General features: G+C 40.4%; 21 protein-coding genes and 1 pseudogene. 10 read left to right on the plus strand and 12 right to left on the minus strand.

The genetic code is table 11. The features are described from left to right. The 5 genes from phnU to ridA all read left to right on the plus strand — a co-directional run bounded on the left by phnU (nucleotide 1) and on the right by ridA (nucleotide 3,866). On the plus strand, nucleotides 1-870 hold the full coding sequence (gene phnU, locus AC3Z9T_RS12575) for a 2-aminoethylphosphonate ABC transporter permease subunit (RefSeq protein ID WP_490126465.1): 870 nt from the start codon (nucleotides 1-3) through the stop codon (nucleotides 868-870). Then, nucleotides 864-1,661: a 2-aminoethylphosphonate ABC transport system, membrane component PhnV gene (phnV, locus tag AC3Z9T_RS12580; RefSeq protein ID WP_490126466.1), complete on the plus strand. Its 798-nt coding sequence runs from the start codon at nucleotides 864-866 to the stop codon at nucleotides 1,659-1,661. The genes phnU and phnV overlap by 7 nt, the downstream gene beginning before the upstream one ends. Before the next feature lie 312 nt (nucleotides 1,662-1,973). Then, nucleotides 1,974-2,909 carry an aspartate carbamoyltransferase gene (gene pyrB / locus AC3Z9T_RS12585; protein WP_490126467.1) on the plus strand — a complete coding sequence of 312 codons (936 nt, stop codon included), beginning with the start codon at nucleotides 1,974-1,976 and terminating at the stop codon, nucleotides 2,907-2,909. 13 nt (nucleotides 2,910-2,922) lie between these two features. Beyond that, on the plus strand, nucleotides 2,923-3,387 hold the full coding sequence (gene pyrI, locus AC3Z9T_RS12590) for an aspartate carbamoyltransferase regulatory subunit (RefSeq protein WP_490126468.1): 465 nt from the start codon (nucleotides 2,923-2,925) through the stop codon (nucleotides 3,385-3,387). Nucleotides 3,388-3,479: 92 nt separating this feature from the next. Next, nucleotides 3,480-3,866, plus strand: a complete 387-nt coding sequence (ridA, locus tag AC3Z9T_RS12595) for a 2-iminobutanoate/2-iminopropanoate deaminase (RefSeq protein WP_490126469.1) — start codon at nucleotides 3,480-3,482, stop codon at nucleotides 3,864-3,866. Nucleotides 3,867-3,924: 58 nt separating this feature from the next. Here ridA and AC3Z9T_RS12600 read toward each other — a convergent pair whose 3' ends face one another. Beyond that, on the minus strand, nucleotides 3,925-4,983 hold the full coding sequence (locus AC3Z9T_RS12600) for a DUF2157 domain-containing protein (protein WP_490126470.1): 1,059 nt from the start codon (nucleotides 4,981-4,983) through the stop codon (nucleotides 3,925-3,927). A 321-nt stretch (nucleotides 4,984-5,304) separates the two neighbouring features. On the opposite strand from AC3Z9T_RS12600, the gene nrdD reads away from it, so the two are divergent. Together nrdD and nrdG are read left to right on the plus strand one after the other, a co-directional pair. Then, nucleotides 5,305-7,443, plus strand: coding sequence for an anaerobic ribonucleoside-triphosphate reductase (nrdD, locus tag AC3Z9T_RS12605; RefSeq protein WP_490126471.1), 2,139 nt, complete (start codon nucleotides 5,305-5,307; stop codon nucleotides 7,441-7,443). 4 nt (nucleotides 7,444-7,447) lie between these two features. Next, nucleotides 7,448-7,912: an anaerobic ribonucleoside-triphosphate reductase-activating protein gene (nrdG, locus tag AC3Z9T_RS12610; RefSeq protein WP_490126472.1), complete on the plus strand. Its 465-nt coding sequence runs from the start codon at nucleotides 7,448-7,450 to the stop codon at nucleotides 7,910-7,912. Here the strand turns inward: nrdG and AC3Z9T_RS12615 are convergent. Together AC3Z9T_RS12615 and AC3Z9T_RS12620 are read right to left on the minus strand one after the other, a co-directional pair. Then, entirely contained in the window at nucleotides 7,909-8,346 is a 438-nt protein-coding gene (locus AC3Z9T_RS12615) for a YhbP family protein (protein WP_490126473.1), read from the minus strand. The genes nrdG and AC3Z9T_RS12615 overlap by 4 nt on opposite strands. Before the next feature lie 145 nt (nucleotides 8,347-8,491). Next, the gene (locus AC3Z9T_RS12620) at nucleotides 8,492-8,743 is read right to left on the minus strand and encodes a YdgH/BhsA/McbA family protein (protein WP_490126474.1); all 252 of its coding nucleotides are present in this window, start codon (nucleotides 8,741-8,743) and stop codon (nucleotides 8,492-8,494) included. A 296-nt stretch (nucleotides 8,744-9,039) separates the two neighbouring features. On the opposite strand from AC3Z9T_RS12620, the gene AC3Z9T_RS12625 reads away from it, so the two are divergent. Next, a complete protein-coding gene (locus AC3Z9T_RS12625) occupies nucleotides 9,040-9,351 on the plus strand; it encodes a GIY-YIG nuclease family protein (protein ID WP_490126475.1) in 312 nt (103 codons plus the stop codon). On the opposite strand, the gene AC3Z9T_RS12630 is transcribed toward AC3Z9T_RS12625, so the two are convergent. Both AC3Z9T_RS12630 and ubiT read right to left on the minus strand, forming a co-directional pair. Further along, entirely contained in the window at nucleotides 9,324-9,827 is a 504-nt protein-coding gene (locus AC3Z9T_RS12630; RefSeq protein WP_490126476.1) for a GNAT family N-acetyltransferase, read from the minus strand. The genes AC3Z9T_RS12625 and AC3Z9T_RS12630 overlap by 28 nt on opposite strands. After that, complete coding sequence (gene ubiT / locus AC3Z9T_RS12635) at nucleotides 9,821-10,345, minus strand: ubiquinone anaerobic biosynthesis accessory factor UbiT (protein WP_490126477.1); 525 nt, start codon at nucleotides 10,343-10,345, stop codon at nucleotides 9,821-9,823. The genes AC3Z9T_RS12630 and ubiT overlap by 7 nt, the downstream gene beginning before the upstream one ends. A gap of 498 nt (nucleotides 10,346-10,843) precedes the next feature. On the opposite strand from ubiT, the gene ubiU reads away from it, so the two are divergent. After that, entirely contained in the window at nucleotides 10,844-11,839 is a 996-nt protein-coding gene (ubiU, locus tag AC3Z9T_RS12640) for a ubiquinone anaerobic biosynthesis protein UbiU (protein WP_490126478.1), read from the plus strand. A 16-nt stretch (nucleotides 11,840-11,855) separates the two neighbouring features. After that, nucleotides 11,856-12,731, plus strand: a complete 876-nt coding sequence (locus tag AC3Z9T_RS12645; protein ID WP_490126479.1) for a U32 family peptidase — start codon at nucleotides 11,856-11,858, stop codon at nucleotides 12,729-12,731. Nucleotides 12,732-12,961: 230 nt separating this feature from the next. On the opposite strand, the gene AC3Z9T_RS12650 is transcribed toward AC3Z9T_RS12645, so the two are convergent. From AC3Z9T_RS12650 to AC3Z9T_RS12680, 7 genes and pseudogenes are all read right to left on the minus strand, one after another. Next, nucleotides 12,962-14,266: a carbohydrate porin gene (locus AC3Z9T_RS12650; protein ID WP_490126480.1), complete on the minus strand. Its 1,305-nt coding sequence runs from the start codon at nucleotides 14,264-14,266 to the stop codon at nucleotides 12,962-12,964. Between the two features lie 319 nt (nucleotides 14,267-14,585). Beyond that, nucleotides 14,586-15,980, minus strand: coding sequence for a 6-phospho-beta-glucosidase (ascB, locus tag AC3Z9T_RS12655; protein WP_490126616.1), 1,395 nt, complete (start codon nucleotides 15,978-15,980; stop codon nucleotides 14,586-14,588). Between the two features lie 12 nt (nucleotides 15,981-15,992). Beyond that, nucleotides 15,993-17,888, minus strand: a complete 1,896-nt coding sequence (bglF, locus tag AC3Z9T_RS12660) for a PTS beta-glucoside transporter subunit IIABC (protein WP_490126481.1) — start codon at nucleotides 17,886-17,888, stop codon at nucleotides 15,993-15,995. Nucleotides 17,889-18,066: 178 nt separating this feature from the next. Further along, nucleotides 18,067-18,903 (minus strand): BglG family transcription antiterminator LicT, encoded by an 837-nt coding sequence (gene licT, locus AC3Z9T_RS12665; RefSeq protein WP_490126482.1) that lies wholly within the window; start codon nucleotides 18,901-18,903, stop codon nucleotides 18,067-18,069. 407 nt (nucleotides 18,904-19,310) lie between these two features. Continuing rightward, on the minus strand, nucleotides 19,311-19,874 hold the full coding sequence (locus AC3Z9T_RS12670) for an RBBP9/YdeN family alpha/beta hydrolase (RefSeq protein WP_490126483.1): 564 nt from the start codon (nucleotides 19,872-19,874) through the stop codon (nucleotides 19,311-19,313). A gap of 123 nt (nucleotides 19,875-19,997) precedes the next feature. Beyond that, nucleotides 19,998-20,102 (minus strand): annotated as a pseudogene (locus tag AC3Z9T_RS12675) (PAAR domain-containing protein); the annotation flags it as partial. A gap of 336 nt (nucleotides 20,103-20,438) precedes the next feature. Further along, nucleotides 20,439-21,632 (minus strand): glutathionylspermidine synthase family protein, encoded by a 1,194-nt coding sequence (locus AC3Z9T_RS12680; RefSeq protein ID WP_490126484.1) that lies wholly within the window; start codon nucleotides 21,630-21,632, stop codon nucleotides 20,439-20,441.

Here is a 21,632-nt window from a genome sequence, read left to right on the forward strand (position 1 = left end):
ATGTCACAAACCATCGAAATCCATCGTCCTCCCATTAAAATACAACTGTATTTATGGGTACTATTGCCACTACTGGTGCTCGCTACTTTGTTTTTTTATCCATTGTTGTTGATTGCTGAGCAGGCTTTGCAAAATGAATCAGGGCAGTGGAGCTTAGCCACATTTTGGGAAGTGACTGAGTCTCGTCGCTTTATCAATGGCTTAATCAATACACTGTACATTGCCGTTTTTGCAACGCTGGGTTGTTTGATTATTGGCAGTATTCTCTCTGTGATATTGGTTTTTATCCCTTTTACAGGCAGCCACTTCATCACACAGGTAATTGATACTTTTATCGCATTGCCAACCTTTTTGATCACACTTGCCTTTACCTTTATTTATGGCTCTGCTGGGTTGCTCAATGGCACGCTCATGGCGCTATTTGATTTCGAACTACCACCCGTTGATTTTCTTTACTCGGTTAATGGCGTCATTTTGGCTGAAATTACCGTTTTTACCCCGTTAATAATGCGACCTCTGATGGCAGCACTGCGTCAAATCGATAAAAGCCAACTCGAAGCCGCGAGTGTACTTGGTGCTCACCCTGCTCGTGTGATCCGCCAAGTCATTTTCCCCGCAGCATTACCCGCTTTGCTTGCTGGGGGGAGTCTATGTTTGCTGCTTACCACCAATGAATTTGGCATTGTGTTATTTATTGGTGCTAAAGGCGTCAATACATTGCCGATGATGGTCTATAGCAAAGCCATTTTGGAATCAAATTACGCTGTTGCCTGCATGATCGCGTTAATTAATATCTTACTGTCACTCGGTTTATTTTCTTTATATCGAATGGCTGCGGGTCGCATCAATACGAGGAAATCATCATGCTAATATGGTCATCAAAAGGCCGAGTGGCGGCAGCGGCTATCGCAATTACCTTATTTACCATGATTTTCTTGCTACCACTGGTGATCATATTAATGTCCAGTTTTAGTCAGCAATGGAATGGTATACTGCCTTCAGGGTTCACTTTTATTCACTTCGTCAATGCATTTCGAGGCCCCGCATGGGATGCGATTTTATCGAGTCTTATGATTGGCTTTAGTGCCAGTTTGTTTGCCTTAGTGTGTGGGCTATGGGCGGCTTTAGCATTACGTCGTCATACGCCGAAAATACAAAAATACCTTGGGATTGCCTTCTATTTGCCTAGTGCGATCCCTTCTGTTTCTATCGGACTAGGCATCTTAGTGGCTTTCAGCCAAGGCTATTTGCAGATGAATGGCACATTTTGGATTGTTTTTTCTGCACATTTCGTTCTGATCAGCGCATTTACCTTTAGTAATGTCTCAACGGGTTTGGCACGCATTTCCTCTGATATTGAAAATGTGGCGTTTAGCTTAGGAGCTTCTCCTTGGTATCGTTTATGCCATGTGACATTGCCACTATTAATGCCATGGATGATATCCGCATTAGCATTGAGCCTGTCATTGTCATTAGGCGAACTTGGGGCAACCATGATGCTCTACCCTCCCGGCTGGGCTACGCTGCCAGTATCTATTTTTAGTTTAACCGACCGAGGCAATATCGCTGATGGCTCAGCACTGACGATTGTTTTAGTGGGAATGACATTACTGCTGATGATGAAATTAGAACGCATCGCGAAACGACTGAGCAGCCGATAAATATCTCACTGATTTCGCTCTTTTTACGCAAAACCATATCAATGCCCACATGCCGAAATCACAAAAAAATTTTATTTTTTCTGCATGCAAACGCTTGCGTCGTGAAAAGACACGCGTATAATGCGCCACAATTTGTCAGGAGAAAACATGAACGCTGTCGCTTTATTTGTTACAGAGAATACCTCCACTGCGCTGCCATCTGGCGGTCTGGAGAACCTGTTTTTTCCCTCCGTATTTTATAGAAAGCCCCTCATTGAGGGGCTTTTTTTTGGCCTTTTACCTAAAACATCTTGCTGACACAGGAGAACAACAATGCCGAACCCTTTATATCACCGCGACATAATTTCAATTAATGATTTAGATCGCACCGACCTTGAGCTAGTGCTCAACGTGGCTGCCTCTCTCAAACAGCAACCACAGCCTGAATTTCTGAAACATAAAGTTATCGCAAGTTGTTTCTTTGAAGCATCAACCCGTACCCGCCTCTCTTTTGAGACCGCAATTCATCGCTTAGGAGCATCGGTAGTTGGTTTCTCTGACAGTACTAACACATCATTAGGTAAAAAAGGGGAAACCCTTGCAGATACCATTTCGGTCATCAGCCAATATGTTGATGCGATTGTGATGCGCCATCCGCAAGAAGGTGCAGCACGCCTTGCTAGCCAATTTGCGGGCCATATTCCAGTCATCAACGCAGGTGACGGCTCCAATCAGCACCCAACACAAACTCTGCTTGATCTGTTTACCATTCAAGAAACGCAAGGCCGTTTAGAAAATCTGCAAGTGGCGATGGTGGGTGACCTGAAATATGGCAGAACCGTCCACTCATTAACCCAAGCGCTGTCTAAGTTTGAAGGAAATCATTTTTACTTTATCGCGCCTGAAGCACTTTCCATGCCTGCGCATATTCTGCATCTGCTCGAAGAGAAAGGCTCCACTTACAGCCTACATAATAATATTGATGAAGTGATGCCTGAGCTCGATATTCTCTATATGACCCGTGTACAAAAAGAGCGTTTAGATCCTTCTGAATATGCCAATGTGAAGGCGCAATTTGTGTTACGTGCAGCTGACTTACAAGTAGCAAAACCAAATTTGAAGGTACTACACCCACTGCCACGAATTGATGAAATCACAGTTGATGTTGATAGCACACCTTACGCCTACTATTTTCAACAAGCAGGTAACGGTATTTATGCACGACAAGCCTTGCTATCACTGGTGTTAAATAAAGAATTGGCAATCTGAGGAGAAATCAATCATGACACACGATCATAAATTACAAGTAGAAGCCATCAGCTGCGGTACTGTCATCGACCACATTCCTGCTCAAATTGGTTTCAAATTACTGAGCCTATTCAAGTTAACACTCACCGATGAGCGCATCACCATTGGTTTGAATTTGCCGTCAAATAACTTGGGTAAAAAAGATTTAATCAAAATCGAAAACACATTTTTAACCCCTGAACAAGCAAACCAGCTGGCGATGTATGCACCAGAAGCCACAGTGAATCGTATAGAAGATTACCAAGTAGTTGAGAAGCTTGAATTAAGATTGCCAGAGCATATCGATAATGTACTGGTGTGCCCGAACAGTAACTGTATTAGCCACAATGAACCCGTTTCAAGTAGCTTTAAAGTTAAAAAAGTTGGCAAAGAAGTCGCACTGACCTGTAAATTCTGCGAAAAAGAGTTTGATAGAGACGCCGTGATCAATAATCAATAAAGAATATCAGCGTAGACTGCCGCTTTGTATGTAAGCGGCAAAGCTTTATACTGTACCTTAACGCTAATTTTACCTGATTAAACGGAGTAGTTATGTCATTCGAAATCAATACAGAAAACGCCCCAGCGGCTATCGGCCCTTATGTTCAAGGTGTTGATTTAGGTAGCATGGTGATCACTTCTGGCCAAATCCCTGTAAACCCAAAAACAGGCGAAGTCCCTGAAGATATCGCTGCACAAACTCGCCAATCACTGGCAAATGTGGCAGCAATCTTAGAAAAAGCAGGTCTAACTGCAGCGAATATCGTGAAAACCACCGTATTTGTAAAAGACTTAAATGACTTCGCGACAGTCAATGCGACTTATGAAGAGTTCTTCAAGCAACACAATGCGCCATTCCCTGCGCGTTCTTGTGTTGAAGTGGCTCGCTTACCAAAAGATGTGAAAATCGAAATCGAAGCAATCGCAGTGCGTAAATAATTGCCCTTCGATTGAATAGCCTGCCAGCGCGTTCTGGCAGGCCATCGACTTTCTTGAATTAATGATTATTATCTTTCTTCTGCAAATCATTAAATTCAATACTGTGCCAAATTTTCTCCGCCTTTAGGCCAATAATTACCAGTGAAATGGCTAAGACCAAGAAGAATAATCCCGCGTGTAAACTATCCCAAAAGTACTCAAAAAACCGTGTATATAAATTGATCCCAAGAAACGTTAAGCCAAAGCCACGTAACATGCCATCATCTGTTTTCAAGCTAATATAGATACAAACAATGGCTGCGACTGCAAATAAAATTGCCCACGGTAAGATTTGCAAACGACTGGTACTGTACCAGCTGTCCTCATCGTAATTACCAAAAATCGACATGATCCACAGCGCAATAAATAAGTACAACAGCCCCATGATCTTAGTCATGGTGAAAAGCCGTCTACGCAGCAGAAAACCTTGGAGGAAATAACACAGCAATAGCAAAACGGAGCCAAATAATACAAAGCGGATTGGATAATTCATACCAAGCCAATAAGCTCCCCAGCCTGACATATACCCCGTTTCTGCACCAAACCAATTACCTAATGCGAGTAAAGCAAATAACCACACTAGTGATGAGCGAGAAAAGAAACCAACAATACAGTAAATAATACAGCCAATTAAAAATAGCGGTGCAACATGACCGCTGCCATTATCGAGCAGCACACCTAGTTGCCAAATCGCCACCGCGGTCAGTAACACACCCAAGAAAAGAATAAACTCTGTACTGTAATGCCATTGCTGCTGCAGCGATTGCCGTCTAAAACCCCAATAATAAAAAATTGCCGCCGCAATCAAAGGCAAACCGATACGGCCTAATCCAGATAAGTTAAACAGCTGAATGATATATTCTACTAAGAAGGTGTCGCTCAAGAAGTTACCAATTGCGATCACCAAACAAACAATCGCCGTCCAAAATGCATAACGACCCAAACGCTTCCAATCAAAAGGAACACGAACTAGCGTATTTTTTAAACGAATATGTTCCTCTGCGCTAATATCGCCACACTGTTCCCATCCATTTAAAGCCTCATGAATAACTCGCTCCTGCTTTTTAGTGACATTCATGTTGTCATATCCTTTTCGGCAATCATTACTCGATTCAATGATTAAACAATACTGTTACTTAAACGCAACCAGAAAAAGCTGATAGCAAATTTTTATTTTTCTAGCTCCGCTTTTGATATTCATGCAATTTATTTTTTTCCTTGTTGTGGATCAAAATAAGAGTAGCTAAAAAAAAGCAATGACCTATATATTGTGCTTTAATTACAACCAGACACTACATATAGTATTTATTCACAGTTTTATCCACAATGCCCTGAATCATGCCGTGACCCCCCTCTCGTGCAGTTTCAGCTTGTGGATAACTCAATAAGGAGCATTACAGTGAAAACGGTTGTAATTAAACGTGACGGTTGTCAGGTGAGTTTTGACCTCCAGAGGATTCAGGAAGCCATAAAACGCGCGGCGGCGGCGGTGAATATTCGGGATGATGACTACTGTCTTCAAGTTGCAACAACTGTCACAGAGCTACTTGGCAACCGTGAAAAAGTGGATATCGCTGTGATCCAAGACGCAGTGGAAAACCAACTTATGTCAGGTCCACATAAAGATCTGGCACGTGCTTATATAGAATACCGCCATGATAGAGACAGCGAACGAGAAAAACGCAGTCAGCTGACTCACGATATCCGTGGCCTTATTGAACAAAGTAATGTTTCACTGCTGAATGAAAACGCGAATAAAGATAGCAAAGTGATCCCCACCCAACGTGACTTATTAGCGGGTATTGTCGCGAAGCATTATGCTAAACAACATATTTTGCCCCGTGATGTCGTCATTGCACATGAGCGTGGTGAAATTCATTATCATGATCTCGATTATGCGCCATTTTTCCCCATGTTTAATTGTATGCTGATTGACCTTGAAGACATGTTAACCAATGGTTTTAAAATGGGTAATGCAGAAATTGAACCACCTAAATCAATTTCGACAGCAACAGCCGTCACGGCTCAAATTATCGCACAAGTAGCAAGCCATATTTATGGTGGCACCACCATTAATCGTATTGATGAGATCCTTGCCCCTTATGTTCGTATCAGCTATGAAAAACATCTAAAAACAGCAATGACTTGGGGCATTGAAGACGCTAAAGGCTATGCAGACAACCAAACCGAAAAAGAGTGTTACGATGCCTTCCAATCCCTTGAATACGAAGTCAATACACTGCATACCGCTAATGGTCAAACGCCCTTCGTCACTTTCGGCTTTGGTTTAGGCACCTCTAAAGAAGCACGCCTAATTCAACAATCGATTCTAAAAAATCGTATCGCAGGATTAGGTAAAAATCGCAAAACAGCGGTTTTTCCTAAACTGGTTTTTGCCATCAAAAAAGGGCTTAATCACCAATATGGTGATCCTAACTATGATATCAAGCAGCTAGCATTAGAGTGTGCAAGCAAACGCATGTATCCCGATATCCTAAACTATGACAAAGTGGTCGATGTAACAGGCTCCTTTAAAACACCAATGGGCTGCCGTAGTTTCTTGGGTGTTTACGAAGAAAATGGTCAACAAATTCATGATGGTCGCAACAATTTAGGAGTGATCAGCCTGAACCTACCACGTATTGCCATTGAAGCACAAGGCAGTGAAGACGCGTTTTGGCAACTACTCGAAGAACGACTCACTATCGCCAAAAAAGCCTTGATGACACGCATTGCTCGCCTAGAAAATGTCAAAGCACGCGTTGCACCTATCCTATATATGGAAGGTGCCTGTGGCGTGCGTTTAAAAGCAGATGATAGCGTTGCTGAGATCTTTAAAAACGGTCGCGCATCCATTTCATTAGGCTATATTGGGCTCCATGAAACAATCAACGCACTGTTTGGTACACAACAACATGTGTATGACAATGCATTATTAAGAGAAAAAGCAGTCGCGATTGTTAACCGTTTACGCCAAGCGACTGATGAGTGGAAAGCAGAAACAGGCTACGGCTTTAGCCTTTATAGCACCCCAAGTGAAAACCTCTGTGATCGCTTCTGCCGCCTTGATACCGCAGAGTTTGGTGTTATCGAAGGCGTCACAGAAAAAGGTTACTACACCAACAGTTTTCACCTTGATGTTGAAAAGCGCGTTAATCCATACGATAAAATCGATTTTGAGCAACCCTACCCTGCTCTCGCGAATGGTGGTTTTATTTGCTACGGCGAATATCCAAACTTACAGCACAACTTAAAAGCGCTTGAAGATGTTTGGGACTACAGCTACGAACACGTTCCTTACTATGGAACTAACACACCTATTGATGAATGCTATGAATGTGGATTTACAGGTGAATTTAACTGTACCAGTAAAGGTTTTGCGTGCCCACGTTGTGGTAACCATGACACCAACCGCGTCTCAGTGATCCGCAGAGTGTGTGGTTATCTAGGCAGCCCAGATGCTCGGCCATTTAACGCAGGCAAACAAGAAGAAGTAAAAAGACGTATTAAACATTTAGGAAATGGTCAACTAGGTTAATGCTATGAATTACCATCAATACTATCCAGTTGATGTGGTGAATGGCCCAGGAACACGCTGTACACTGTTTGTTTCTGGTTGCATTCACCAATGCCGAGGTTGCTACAACCAAAGCACATGGCGAGTCGATTCAGGTCTTCCTTTCACCCAAGAAATGGAAGATCAGATCATTCAAGATCTGCAAGATACACGTATCCGTCGACAAGGCTTATCCCTTTCCGGCGGGGATCCACTGCATCCGGCAAACTTACCTGCCATTCTTAAATTAGTAAAACGCGTAAAAGCAGTGTGCCCTGATAAAGATATTTGGTTATGGACGGGTTATTTATTTGCAGAAATGACCATTGAACAACACAAAGTGGTGAGTTTGATCAACGTATTAATCGATGGGAAGTTTGTGCAAGAATTGCATGACCCAGCACTACTTTGGCGCGGAAGCAGTAATCAAGTGATCCATCGACTACGCTAGCCACCACGCTGCCAATACAATTTGCTGCCGAAGCCTAATTTATTATTCACCATTTTGACTTCTTGCAAATCTAATCGCCACACAGGCAACTTTGCTGTTAACGCCACAGGGAAGCGGCGGCAGTAAAAATCACGTGCGGCTTGCTGAGCCTCTTCGGTAATAGCAGCAACATCACCAATAAATTGGATCCCTTGGATTTGACTCACGACTTTAGTTTGCGCGGAAACTGTACCAGCAATACGGCTATTTTGTCGCATTAATTGACCATGACGTGAGTTCACATCTGTCATAAAAAATAGACACATCAACTTAGCATCAAATGCATAGTAGCAACTGGCAGGCCAGATATCATTGCCTTGATAAGTAAATAGAGAAAAGACGTGTTGGCGGGAAAGATAACGCTGGATATGTTGTAAAGATTGTGGGTTATTCATCGCAAAAACCTATGTTAGCCGTTCAGAACACGCTCTTTATACAGTGTTTCATGTCATGGAGCGTGCTTAAGCTGTTCTGAACGTTTGGTATTTGCTAACTACTATAACCTATATAATCTAACTCGTCACAGTGTGACGAATGTCATTATTTATAGATTGCAGCCACACCATTCATTGAGTTTTCACCACCAGCAGAAATTACGCGGAATGAACTTGCTCCAGCTTCATCAGCTTTTTTGGCCAATTGTGCGGTCAGATCATTGACACTCACAGCACCAGTAACAGAAACATAACCTGCAGCAGGTTGACTAGTATGTTGAACTTCTTCAGCAGCCATTGTTCCAAATGAAATAGCACTTAAAGCTAAAGTTGCAGCAACTAATGTTGATTTTTTCATAATGTGTTCCTCATTGATATTCAGTTTTTATCAGGAAGCTTTACTGTCTCCCTGTGATATGGATCATATTATGCACTTTAAAACATAATGAAAATTAGCTAATTTTGCTGTTGTTATTCAAATTATTTGATCTAACTTAAACATTTAGGTTACAAGTTTATGATCATGATGTATCATTTTTTGTTTATAATTTAATAAGTTATATATATCTTTATTCGATAGTTTTTTCGCATTTCTGTGAATTTTTTCTCCATTGATTTCAGCACAGAAAGATAAAAATAGGGCAACAATAGCAGATGAATACGCAAAAAAATTGGTATATATACCTAATTAGAGAGAAAAATAACGGGCTATATTGTGGGATCACTACAGATGTCCAACGTCGTTTTACACAACATCAACAAGGAAAAGGTGCAAAAGCACTGAAAGGTAAATTACCACTCACTTTAGTGTTTAACGGTGTAGTAGGAGATCGTTCGACGGCCTCCAAACTGGAATTTCAGGTAAAAAAACTCACTAAAAAGGCAAAAGAAAGGCTGGTACTCGACCAGCCTAGTAATATCGTTGACTACTTATTGATTCAAACGGCATCAAAATGCGCAGAATAAGTCACTCGCCCTTGATGATCACTTAACGTTCCGTTCTCTAATCCACAGATCATAAAATGCTCTTGTAAGTCGGGCCATTGGCAGATAACACCATGCTTCGAGGCAGGTTCAAAGCCAAAACGACTATAATAATGACTATCACCGAGTACCACAACGGCACCATAACCGAACTCATTCAAACTATCGAGCCCTTCGTAGATTAGTTGGCCACCGATACCTTGCTTCTGAAAGGCTTGCTTCACCGCAAGAGGCGCCAAACCAACCCATTGAACATCTTCATTATTGACATCTACGGGGGTGAAGCCTACATAGCCAATCACTTCACCATCATCATTTGTTGCTACGACACCAAGGGTTAATAGGCCGTCTTCGCGTAGTTTTTGCACCAAATCAGCTTCTGCCTCAGTTGGGAATGTCTCACGTAGCAGCCTGTCGATACCCATGGCATCAACGGGGATCTCAACACGAATTAGCATGAAACAACCACAGAGCTTTTAGGCTCAGTGTCCTCATCTTGTTGGGCAGCTTTGATAAAGTCCGCCAGTTGTAATAATGCAAAACGCAGTGGTGTCGGCATATTTTCTAACTCAAATGCATCCATCAGGTTTTTAACATATAGACCTAGTTCCGTATCACCTTCAATCACCAAACGACGTTGGAAAAAAAGCGTGTCGGGATCTTCCTTACGTGCTGCGATAAGGATCAGATCATTCGCCGTTGCACACACATGCACATCCGCTTGCTCATGAGAGCGTACTATTAATATGCCATTTTGTAGACTAATGAACCAGACTAAGTTTAGGTCACTGACTTCAACTTTCAGCCATTTACCCTCAAGAAAATCCAACTCCCCTTCTTTGACCGACTCACGGAACTGCCAACTGAGCAATTGTTCCAACACTTGGCGTTGTACGGCGAATGGGGTCACTTTTAAAGGCAGTTTCAGTAATGAAGGGCCCTTTGAAATAAGTTGAGAACGAATTTTTCCTAACACGGCACTGACTCCCTTATCATTTTTGCCTATCTGCTAATCGTTATGCACGACCACTCGTCATACTTCAAGTTGCAGCACTTTTCGTTAAGGTATACGAGACTGCGTTCGCTCGCGCCAGTCACAGCATTTTCTATGCTCTTAGCAACTCGTTTGCTTGTCACCTAGCTGCACCTCGAATTATTTAGAGTATAAACAGCGATAAAGCCATTAACAGATACATATATTCAATAACGCAGTATTCATATATTGACAGATAAAATACTTAATCATTTGATCCTATATCAAGATTTGCACATACAACCAGTATTAATTGCTTAGAATATTAAATAAATCATAAAAACCACGTTGCCATTCGCTCAAAATATCAACACCTATTGTTGAAAATAACCACAAATTTATAATGGGTTAATTCTCCATTCACTGCCCCAAATCAAAAATTCGATCTAACGAGTTGACTACAATGTTGAGTTGTTGAAATTTTACTCTGGAATAGACCTTATGGAATTACTCTGCCCAGCTGGTAACCTACCAGCCCTCAAAGCAGCGGTAGATAATGGCGCTGATGCCGTCTATATCGGCCTAAAAAATGATACCAATGCACGCCATTTCGCAGGGCTTAACTTTACTGAAAAGAAACTGCATGAAGCCGAGCGCTATATCCACAGCCGCAAACGTAAGCTCCATATTGCGATCAATACCTTTGCTCACCCTGATGGGTTTCAGCGGTGGAAAGATTCTGTTGATCTCGCTGCATCGCTCGGCGCTGATGCGTTGATCCTCGCCGATCTCGCCATGTTGGAATATGCTGCAAACAAATACCCACATATAGAACGTCATGTATCCGTGCAAGCGTCCGCCACTAATACAGAAGCAATCCGTTTCTATGCACGCAATTTTGATGTGCACAGAGTTGTGCTGCCTCGTGTGTTATCCATTCACCAAGTCAAACAACTGGCAAAAAGCAGCCCAGTCCCCCTAGAGGTTTTTGCTTTTGGTAGCCTCTGCATTATGGCAGAAGGCCGCTGCTATCTGTCTTCTTACCTCACAGGTGAATCACCGAATACCGTTGGTGCTTGCTCCCCTGCTCGCTTTGTTCGCTGGCAACAAACCACTCAAGGAATGGAATCACGCCTAAATGAAGTCCTGATCGACAGCTATCAGAGTAATGAAAATGCAGGCTATCCAACACTCTGCAAAGGCCGCTATTTGGTCGATGATCATAAATACCATGTTCTTGAAGAACCAACCAGCCTCAACACCATCGAACTATTACCAGATCTGATGGCTGCCAATATTGCCTCAGTTAAAATTGAAGGCCGCCAGCGAAGTCCTGCTTATGTCACTGAAGTCACACGTATCTGGCGACAAGCTATCGATAAATACAATGCCAATCCAACCGCATTTGAAGTCAACCCTCAATGGTTAAAAACACTCGGTGGGCTTTCTGAAGGCAGCCAAACCACACTTGGTGCATATCATCGTGAATGGCAATAATAATAAGGATTGAAACATGAAGTACTCATTAGGATCCGTTCTTTATTACTGGCCCAAACACCAACTCTACGATTTTTATCAATTAGCGGCTCAAAGTGATGCTGATATTATTTATCTAGGTGAAACTGTTTGCAGCAAACGACGTGAAATGAAACCTGCTGATTGGATTGACCTTGCCAAACAACTTTCCATCAGTGGTAAACAAATTATTTTAAGTACATTGGCCCTGTTACAAGCTCCTTCAGAACTCAAAGAGATCAGCAAACTAGTTGATAACGGTGATTTTCTGGTTGAAGCACATGACTTCGGCGTTGTTAACATGTTAGCTGAACGCAAGCTGCCTTTTGTTGCTAGCCATGGATTAAATTGTTATAACGCCCAAACACTGAATATTTTATTACGCCAAGGCATGATACGTTGGTGTATGCCAGTTGAGCTATCAAGAGATTGGCTGATTAACTTACTAAATCAGTGTGATGAGTTAGGGATCCGTAATAAATTTGAGGTTGAGGTGATGAGTTACGGGCACCTACCGTTAGCCTACTCCGCACGCTGTTTCACTGCACGCTCTGAAAATCGCGCAAAAGATGATTGTGAAACCTGTTGCATTAATTACCCACAAGGCCGCAAAGTGTTGTCTCAAGAACAACAGCAAGTATTCACCCTCAATGGCCTACAAACACAAAGTGGTTCCTGCTATAACCTAGGCAATGAGCAAACCTCAATGGGTGATTTGGTGGACATTGTGCGTATTTCCCCAGAAAGTGTTGATTCATTGGCTGTATTGGCACAATTTAAGGCCAATCAAACAGGGCAAGCACCACTATCTATTGATAATAAAAATTGTAATGGCTACTGGCGACAAGTAGCAGGGTTAGAGATGGTGGATTAGGGTTTATTTATTACTTCGCCATTGAAAAGTGCTGATTTAGTGTTTTATAAAAATTTAATATCAGCTATCTTTATGAGTACTCGTAAAGATAGCTGTCTTATTTTAAGGAAAATAAATACTAAGGTTAGAGATACATTATCTGAAATAATCAAATAGCTTCAATAAACTAGTATGCTCCCTATTTTTAGATATTTGAATAAATACAAGTATAGCTCCCAGAGCAAATTTATTTAGAAAGTAACAACCGTTTTTAACCCTAATACCCAAGCATCAGAAGTTTGCTTTACACCTCCAGGATTGTGCCAATATTGTAGATCAGGTTGTAATTCTAACCAAGAAACGGGTTTGAAACGGTAATATAGTTCCGCATTCATCGTATTAGAGATAATTGGTCGAAAGAAAGGGTCATGGTAATCCGTAAGACCGAATTGCTGATTATATTGTATTTGACCTTTAGCAAAGTGATCGCTTAATTCAATATAAGAAACCCCTAATCCAATCCAATCTTCTGGCCTTGCATCAAATAATCCTCGATAGCGTAAGGAACTCGAAACTACATAATTCATAAAATTACTGCGCTCATCATGGTAACTACCACTTAAAGACAAACTTAGCCCTCTATTGGGATCGTCTTGGTGACGAGTTAACTGTTGGTTGATACCGCCATAAACAAACCATGTATTGTGATAACTTTTATCTTTATAGAGATCTTGCTGTTTGGCATTGGTATATAAGATTCCTAAATTATATGCGCCTGGTAACCCACTCACGAAAGTGCGATTTTCAATTTCTAAAGGTAATAAAACACCTTTACTTCCCTTAGTTGACCAACTCCATGCATGACTTCTATCAGTAGCTCGAGGGTTTTGTTCCATTACACCAGTTTTGATCGTTATTTCAGGTGTGATCTTATAGCTGACAGTGGTGCCCCATGTGTGAATATTCCAATTACTCCATGTTAGTGAGTTGGCAGATTTTCCGCCACATTGACTAAGCATTTGAAAATCACAAGGAATAATCTGATCGAACTCTTGTACTTTGTTCATCATCCCTATGCGCCAAGTCAAGCGACGATCGTCAAAGCTACGTGCAAAAGTGAGCCATCCTAAACGGGTGATAGAGCCTCCGCCGTAACTTTCTTGGGCAAGATCATTGTTTGGAACGCGAGGATCTTGCAATCGTTTGAGAGTAAGATTGTCCTCGTGATTGCGGTTAACAATATTTCCTTCAATACGAGCGTCGGGAATACCAGTCCAACGTTCAAGATCTTGAGTAAATGTGAACGCAAATTGGTCAATGTAAGCGGTGTGTTTATCAGAATTATAACCACCGCCTGCATTATAAGCGACTTGACTTAAATAATTACTATTAAATGAAAAACCATGATCAGACAAAATAGGGCGAATCCCTAACATATCTCCAAATATACCTTTAGGCACAGGTTCAAAGCCTAATACAGTACCATTCCATGATGATTGTTCAGCAATAGCAGGCAACGCTAAAAATATCAGTGAGAATACAAGTTTTTTATTCATTTATAATAGAACCTATTTTAAGATAAAAAATGGATAAACATATAAGTCTATTTATACTCTAAATAATTCGAGTTGCAGCTAGGCGACAAGTGAAGATAGACGGGGAGCATAGATAAACTATGTGACTCGGCTAGCTGAACGTAGTCAACAACGCTGCAACTTGAAGTATGACGAGTATATCAATATTTCTATAAACTATTATTATATTGGATATAGGGTATGCAAAGTCAGCCTATATAGTTGTCAGCATATATAGTATATAGCAACGTTAATTTATGGGTTTATGATTAATAAACCCATAAATATTTAATTAGCTTAATTAGCGAATTAAAAACTCCCCTTGTGATTTAATGATTTTTTGATACCAATAAAAGCTTTTCTTACGTTTACGCTCTAACGTGCCATTACCTTGATCATCTCTATCAACATAGATAAAACCATAACGTTTAGACAGTTGTGCATTTGAAGCACTCACAATGTCAATAGGCCCCCAGCTGGTATAACCCATAACATCGACTCCATCTTGAATAGCTTCATATACCTGAACTAAGTGGTCATTAATATATTGAATTCGGTAATCATCAATAATTTCTCCCTCAGGGGTAATTTCATCAATAGCACCTAATCCATTTTCAACAATAAATAATGGTTTTTGATATCTATCCCATAATAAATTTAATATTGTCCTTAGTCCTTCAGGATCAATTTGCCATCCCCACTGTGAACTTTCTAAATGAGGATTTGGTATCATACTGAGAATATTTCCTCGTTTCTTATTATATTCTTCTTTATCCGCCGTAATGCAACCTGTCATATAATAACTGAAAGAGATAAAGTCGACGGTGTGCTTAAGATCCAGTTTATCTTGTTCTGTAATATCTAAGTAAATTTGATTATCTTTAAAATAACGCAGCATATAACCTGGATAAGCGCCACGGCATTGTACGTCGCCAAAGAATAACCATGTACGGTTTTCAGTCATCGCTTCCCAAATATCATTGGGCTTGCATGTTAATGGGTAAACTAACCCACCGAGCAGCATATTACCTATTTTGGCATCGTGGATTATATCATGACAGGCTTTAGTGACCCTTGCACTAGCGACAAGTTGATGGTGAATAGCTTGATAAATCTCTGCTTTTGAACTGTTCTCTGGTAAGCCAACGCCTGTCATTGGTGCATGTAATGACATGTTGATTTCATTAAAGGTTAGCCATAGTTTGACTTTATCTTTATAACGTTCAAAAACAGTACGTGCATAGTGCTCAAAAAACTCAATAGTTTTACGATTTCCCCACCCTCCATATTCAGTAACTAAATGATATGGCATTTCATAATGAGATAGGGTGATGACAGGTTGAATATGGTATTTAGCCATTTCCTCGAATAATTTATCGTAAAAAGCGAGCCCTTCCTCATTAGCTTTTTGCTCATCACCGCGAGGAAAAATACGACTCCATGCAATAGAGGTACGTAAACATGTGAAGCCCATTTCAGCAAAAAGAGCAATATCCTCTACATAACGATGATAAAAATCGATAGCGACATCTTTAATATATTGGTCGTTATCACCCCGCTCAACCAGCGATCCAAAAATACCATTTGGCTGAACATCAGAAGTACTTAGCCCTTTTCCAGCCGTTAAATACGCGCCTTCCGCTTGATTTGCTGCAATGGCTCCACCCCATAAAAATGCGTTAGGAAATTTTGTCATCATTTTCGTTCCTCATTTCGGATTAACTGTCATGAATGTAAGACCAGAATTAATTGTCTGGTTAAGCAAGGCGATTTCAACAGCAGCATAATCATCACTGTTGCTAATAATAACTGGTGTTGTTAAGTCAAAACCGGCTTCAATAATCTTTTCTAAATCAAAGGTAAGGAGTAGGTCACCCGCTTTGAATGTATCTCCCTGTTTTACTTGGGGTGTAAAGTAAAGGCCATCTAGTTTCACCGTATCGATACCAACGTGGATCAATAACTCAATTCCACTTTGGCTTAATAGCCCTAATGCATGACCTGTTTTAAAAAATGAACCAACTTCACCGTCGAATGGGGCATAGACGGCACCAACGTTAGGTACAATCGCTGCGCCTTGACCGAGTAATCCACTCGCGAATGTTTCATCAGGGACATTTGCTAGGGGTAACGTATACCCAGACAGAGGAGACAAAATGTCATATTCAGTAGCCGGTTGTGCTTGAATATGAGTCGAATTAGCGAGTTGCGATTCATGTTTCAACCCAAAGAAGCGAGTTGTTAGGCAAGCAAAAACAAAGGAAAGCAAAGAACCAATAATCGCTCCCCAAACAGTATTATCAAAACCATTTTCGGGAATAATTTGTGTGAAAGTGAAAATGTTGACTAGCCCAAAAGAGTAGGTCAACGTTTGGCTATAACCGATGATTGCGCCCCCAACAGCACCACCGATGCAGCCAAAAATAAACGGTCGGCGTAGTGGTAAAGTAACACCATAAACAGCAGGTTCAGTAATACCAAAAAGCCCCGCAGTTACAGACGACCCCGCCATAATTCGCATTTTGGCATTGCGAGTGGCTAACATGACACCTAGCGCTGCACCAACTTGCCCAGCAACAGCAGGAAGCAGTAGTGGAACAAGCGCATCTTGCCCATATACGCTAAGATTATTGATGCTAATTGGCACAATTCCCCAATGCAGGCCAAAAATAACACAAATTTGCCATATTGCGCCCATAAATGCTCCCGCAATAATAGGAGTAAAGTTATAAATAGATTGGAAAGTATCTGCGATTAATAGGCTTAGCCAGGTTGCCGATGGGCCGATAACCAAGAAAGTTAGAGGAACGATAATGAGTAAACATAAAAATGGAGAGATGAAATTTTTCATCGCCGCGGGTAATAAGGCATTCAATCTTTTTTCTAATAAACAGCTCATCCAAGCTGCAAAAATAATAGGAATAACCGATGTACTATAATTAATGAATGTAACAGGGAGGCCTAAAAAATATTCAGGTGCCGCACCTGTAAGGCTTTGTTGAAATGCAGTTAGCATTGATGGATGTACCAACGCACCACCGATAGCCATTGTTAAGAATGGGCTACCTCCAAATTTTTTACCTGCGGTATAACCCAGTACTAAAGGGAAGAAATAAAATAGTGAATCACTGGCAGCAAACCATAATTTATAAGTGGCACTTTGTTCTGACAACCAATTAAGAGTGATAAATAGAGACAAGAATCCTTTTAAAATCCCGGATGCAGCCATAACACCCAGTATCGGTGTGAATATACTGGATACAATATCGATAAAATGACTAAGAATATTTTCTTTGTCTTTTTTCTCGTTAGGTATATCACCATTTTCTTCAGATAAAGATCTTTCCGTTGTATCTTCTTTCCCTATGAGTTGGTTTATTGCGTTATAAACTTCATGTACATGATTACCAATGACAACCTGAAATTGGCCCCCACTTTCAACGACAGTGATCACTTCTGAGTTTAGTTTTAAATGCTCAGAGTTTGCTTTCTTTATCTCTTTAAGTTTAAAACGCAGGCGCGTTGCACAGTGAATAACATTCACAATATTGTCTTGACCGCCGACATCGTGAATGATTTGTTCTGCTAAAGGTTGGTACGTCATAAATATTCCTTTATCACTTACTGGTGAATACTAGCGCTATTAATGAATGTGCAAAAAAAAACCTGATAGCCACTCCCTTCAAGTAAGAGTGATAATCAGGTTTTGCCCACCATAAAAGGGTGGTAACAATCCATTTGGTTTTTTATTCGTTGTCAGTCAAATAGCGAAATTAATTATGTTATAGTGAATTCTCTTTTATCACCCGTTCTATATGGATAGTCAGAAACATCTGTTCTTCATCCGTTAAAATGCGTCGATATTTTTTTTGTAAAAATTGATTTATTTTCTCGGCACATTGCCAAGCAACAGCATAATTTTCTTTAATCATCAAATGCATCGAAACGTCATCATTCGGCACAGGCGTATTATTCATCATTCTATGAGCAAAAAACTTTAAGTGCGTGACAAAACGTTGATAACTCAATGTTTCTTCATGGTATTCAATTTTTAGATGATATTTCACGATATTCATGATTTCTTGCATCACATCCATTGTTTGCATCACAACAGGCATTTCCCCTGTAAGTTGTGCATTGACGAAATGTAAAGCAATAAACCCTGCTTCATCGATTGGTAATTCGATACCGTGATCCTCATTAATTCGTACTAATGAATCTACCCCTAATTGGTATTCTTTTGGGTATAGGCGTTTTATTTCCCATAACATAGTGTTAGTAATTGCGAGACCTTTTATTTGCCTTTCAATGGCGTAATTGCAATGGTCTGTTAATACAATATATAAATTTTCATTTAATTGACCTAACTGGCTTTGCGCATGTTCAATAATTTCATCACAGGTTTTCATAACAGAAATAGGAATATGGCTAAGTAATTCACTAAGCCGAGCAGTTAACTCATCGCTGCGTAATTCAAAAATCTTTTCAATTTTGGTTATGTCGACAGCATCATACACTTTTTTTTGAAAAGCTAAGCCTCGTCCCATAACAACAATTTCCTGATGTTTTTCATTCAGGGCAATGACCACATTGTTGTTTAATATTTTTGCGATCTTCACGCTATCCCCCTAAAACGAAAAAACCTGATAACCCAATGATAATTATCTCATCGGAATATCAGGTTTTGCCTGCCAATAATGGCAGTAACAATCCAAAAATCTTCTTTTTTGGCACTTTAATCAAATAATAGGTATGATTCAAATGCTAAAACTTGAAAGTGTGAGGTGCCTCATACTGAACTACATATAAAGGTTCAGAAAACTCTGCCGCGACCACGTGTAATGCTCAACAACTCCTGTAGAAGATCTAAGCGGCATTTTTGATGTGGTGTTAAATAGCCAATCACTGAATGGCGTCGATAATACTTGTAAAGTCGGATGTAATTTTCAACTTAAATTATTTAATTCATTCCCAGATCTTCAACAACTTTAGGTAGTTACCTTACCATCTAATCTATATAAATATCCTAGCATTTTATATCTTTGCTTATTAATGGAATGCCAGTGAAATTTTCGAATAACCGTTCCCCTTCAATCCATTCACCATAACCAGCAGCAGTATGAATATGTCCTGCACCATGAATTAAATGAGTTTGGCACCCCCATAATGATGCCAATGAGCATGCGCGAGTTTCGCTGAGATGTTCATCATTATCGCTGTATATTAGTAATGAACGAGTGTTGAATTTTTTCGAAGGCAATGGCCGTTGCTGCCTAATTGGAACGATAGCCGACGGAGAATCAACATCAGCAGGAGCCACTAAGATTAATGCTTTTACCCTGTTACAGGCATGGGAAGAGGCCCACTGTGCAATAGCTACAGCACCACAGCTGTGCCCTAAAAGTACTAAATTTCCGTCAACTTTTTTAATGTAGTGATCAAGTTTATTCACCCACCCTAAGCAGGAAGGATTATTCCAATCATCTTGCTGCACCCGCATAACATTACGGTATTTATTTTCCATAAATGTCTGCCAATGCAGGGGACCTGAGTTGGTATAACCGGGCACTATGAGGTAAGTGGTTTCCATTGTTCGCTACCTTTCTATTATATTTATTGAACATCAATTCTAACATAACCAACTTAGATATCTTCCAACACAAGCCCTGCTTTAATCACCTCGTTGCAGATTGTATACACATGACTTTGCAATCTAAGCAGTCAAACAGCAACCACTTGAGCAGCCACATACAACTTTATGACCTTCGAGTACGACAGGTATCCCGTTGATTTTTATTAAACTATCCCCTTCATAGAGGTTCGGTACCATCGCAAGCAACACGCGAGCACTGTCAAACCAACTCAACGTACTGAACCCCTTCGATACACCTTTGGCTATTGCATAGTCATTTCCAGATTGAAAAGCGAGTTGCCTTGAGTCTTGGTTAATATCAGGTGGCTTGGGAACCGCCTAGCCAAAAGACAAATCATCATAAATTCATTATTAGGAATTTAATTTATGAAAAATGAATCAATTAATGAACAGTAATATAAATGAATTTTATTCATCAGTGAGTACATGTTTTGTCGCGTTTGATCACGATAATATAATAATAAATAACATTACTCAGAAATCTTTCATATATAAACTGAATTACCCCATAATATAATGTGGAACAAATCGAGATGTATCTTTGGTGATTAATGATTTATCTTCTCGGATGCCAATTCCTGCGGGTTCATCACCGATCACCCAACTGCCTATTAATGTATAATCTGAACCAAACCGAGGTAGCAACGCACTGGCCTGATAAATACGTGGTTCATGTGCATATTCACCGAATTCTTCAGTGATGATCTCTTTTTCATGGTTAAGAAAAAGTGACACATTGGCACCTTCACGTGAAAATAGTGGCTTAGTGGTGAAACCTTGCCAATTATTGCCCATGTCCTGTTTAAGCTTTCCAATAATATTGATCGACTCATCGGCAAAATAAGCGGGTAATAAATTAGGGTGATTAGGAAAATATCGCCATAATAAAGGTAATAACCCTTTATTACTTAAAATCGATTTCCATAGCGGTTCAACCCATTCTGTGCGCTGACTACGCAATACAGGGCCATAATCATCCTGAAACATCCACTCATAGGGATATAATTTGAATCCTTGATGGATAATTTGATCTTGTAGATCGGTAAAAACACCACCAGTTCCTAGCCCAACCTCTTCCATATGCAAAAACTGTGTTTTTAGACCCGCTTGACTGGCGCAGTCTTCCAAATATAACACCGTTCCTCTATCTTCAATCGAATCTTCACAGCAGCAGAAATAGAATGGATACTCATTACGCCATAGTAAAAAACGTTGGATCAGCTTTTCTTGAATTGAATTAAACTGATCTGCATTGGAAGGCAATAAACCACCTGCCGTCATATCAAACAGCCATTGCCATTGAAAGAATGCAGACTCATAAAGCGATGTTGGCGTATCTGCATTGTATTCCAACAGTTTTGCGGTGCTATAGCCATTCCATGAAAAATCCATCCGTCCATAAAGCGACGATTTATTATTTTTCCAGCTATCCGCTATTGCATCCCAATAGAGCTCGGGGATTGCCAATTGATTAAGAATGCACTCATCATTAATTGTTGTATCCACAATTTCTAAGCACATTTGATGTAATTCAGCAGTGGGATCTTCAATGCCTGTTTCAATTTGATCTAACGTGAAACAATAGGCATGTGACTCATCCCAATAAATCTCATCATCAATAATATGAAAGTTAAAACCATAATCTTCAGCTATCTGATTTAAATTTTCACGTGGTTTAAGTGGTATTCTTAACAT

Source organism: Providencia sp. 6390, from assembly GCF_058148425.1.

Excerpts from the sequence above, each read along its gene's own strand:
- phnU (WP_490126465.1), top strand. The coding sequence starts at position 1 with ATGTCACAAACCATCGAAATCCATCGTCCTCCCATTAAAATACAACTG.
- phnV (WP_490126466.1), top strand. The coding sequence starts at position 864 with ATGCTAATATGGTCATCAAAAGGCCGAGTGGCGGCAGCGGCTATCGCA.
- pyrB (WP_490126467.1), top strand. The coding sequence starts at position 1,974 with ATGCCGAACCCTTTATATCACCGCGACATAATTTCAATTAATGATTTA.
- pyrI (WP_490126468.1), top strand. The coding sequence starts at position 2,923 with ATGACACACGATCATAAATTACAAGTAGAAGCCATCAGCTGCGGTACT.
- ridA (WP_490126469.1), top strand. The coding sequence starts at position 3,480 with ATGTCATTCGAAATCAATACAGAAAACGCCCCAGCGGCTATCGGCCCT.
- AC3Z9T_RS12600 (WP_490126470.1), bottom strand. The coding sequence starts at position 4,983 with ATGAATGTCACTAAAAAGCAGGAGCGAGTTATTCATGAGGCTTTAAAT.
- nrdG (WP_490126472.1), top strand. The coding sequence starts at position 7,448 with ATGAATTACCATCAATACTATCCAGTTGATGTGGTGAATGGCCCAGGA.
- AC3Z9T_RS12615 (WP_490126473.1), bottom strand. The coding sequence starts at position 8,346 with ATGAATAACCCACAATCTTTACAACATATCCAGCGTTATCTTTCCCGC.
- AC3Z9T_RS12620 (WP_490126474.1), bottom strand. The coding sequence starts at position 8,743 with ATGAAAAAATCAACATTAGTTGCTGCAACTTTAGCTTTAAGTGCTATT.
- AC3Z9T_RS12625 (WP_490126475.1), top strand. The coding sequence starts at position 9,040 with ATGAATACGCAAAAAAATTGGTATATATACCTAATTAGAGAGAAAAAT.
- AC3Z9T_RS12630 (WP_490126476.1), bottom strand. The coding sequence starts at position 9,827 with ATGCTAATTCGTGTTGAGATCCCCGTTGATGCCATGGGTATCGACAGG.
- ubiU (WP_490126478.1), top strand. The coding sequence starts at position 10,844 with ATGGAATTACTCTGCCCAGCTGGTAACCTACCAGCCCTCAAAGCAGCG.
- AC3Z9T_RS12645 (WP_490126479.1), top strand. The coding sequence starts at position 11,856 with ATGAAGTACTCATTAGGATCCGTTCTTTATTACTGGCCCAAACACCAA.
- AC3Z9T_RS12650 (WP_490126480.1), bottom strand. The coding sequence starts at position 14,266 with ATGAATAAAAAACTTGTATTCTCACTGATATTTTTAGCGTTGCCTGCT.
- ascB (WP_490126616.1), bottom strand. The coding sequence starts at position 15,980 with ATGACAAAATTTCCTAACGCATTTTTATGGGGTGGAGCCATTGCAGCA.
- bglF (WP_490126481.1), bottom strand. The coding sequence starts at position 17,888 with ATGACGTACCAACCTTTAGCAGAACAAATCATTCACGATGTCGGCGGT.
- AC3Z9T_RS12670 (WP_490126483.1), bottom strand. The coding sequence starts at position 19,874 with ATGGAAACCACTTACCTCATAGTGCCCGGTTATACCAACTCAGGTCCC.
- AC3Z9T_RS12680 (WP_490126484.1), bottom strand. The coding sequence starts at position 21,632 with ATGTTAAGAATACCACTTAAACCACGTGAAAATTTAAATCAGATAGCT.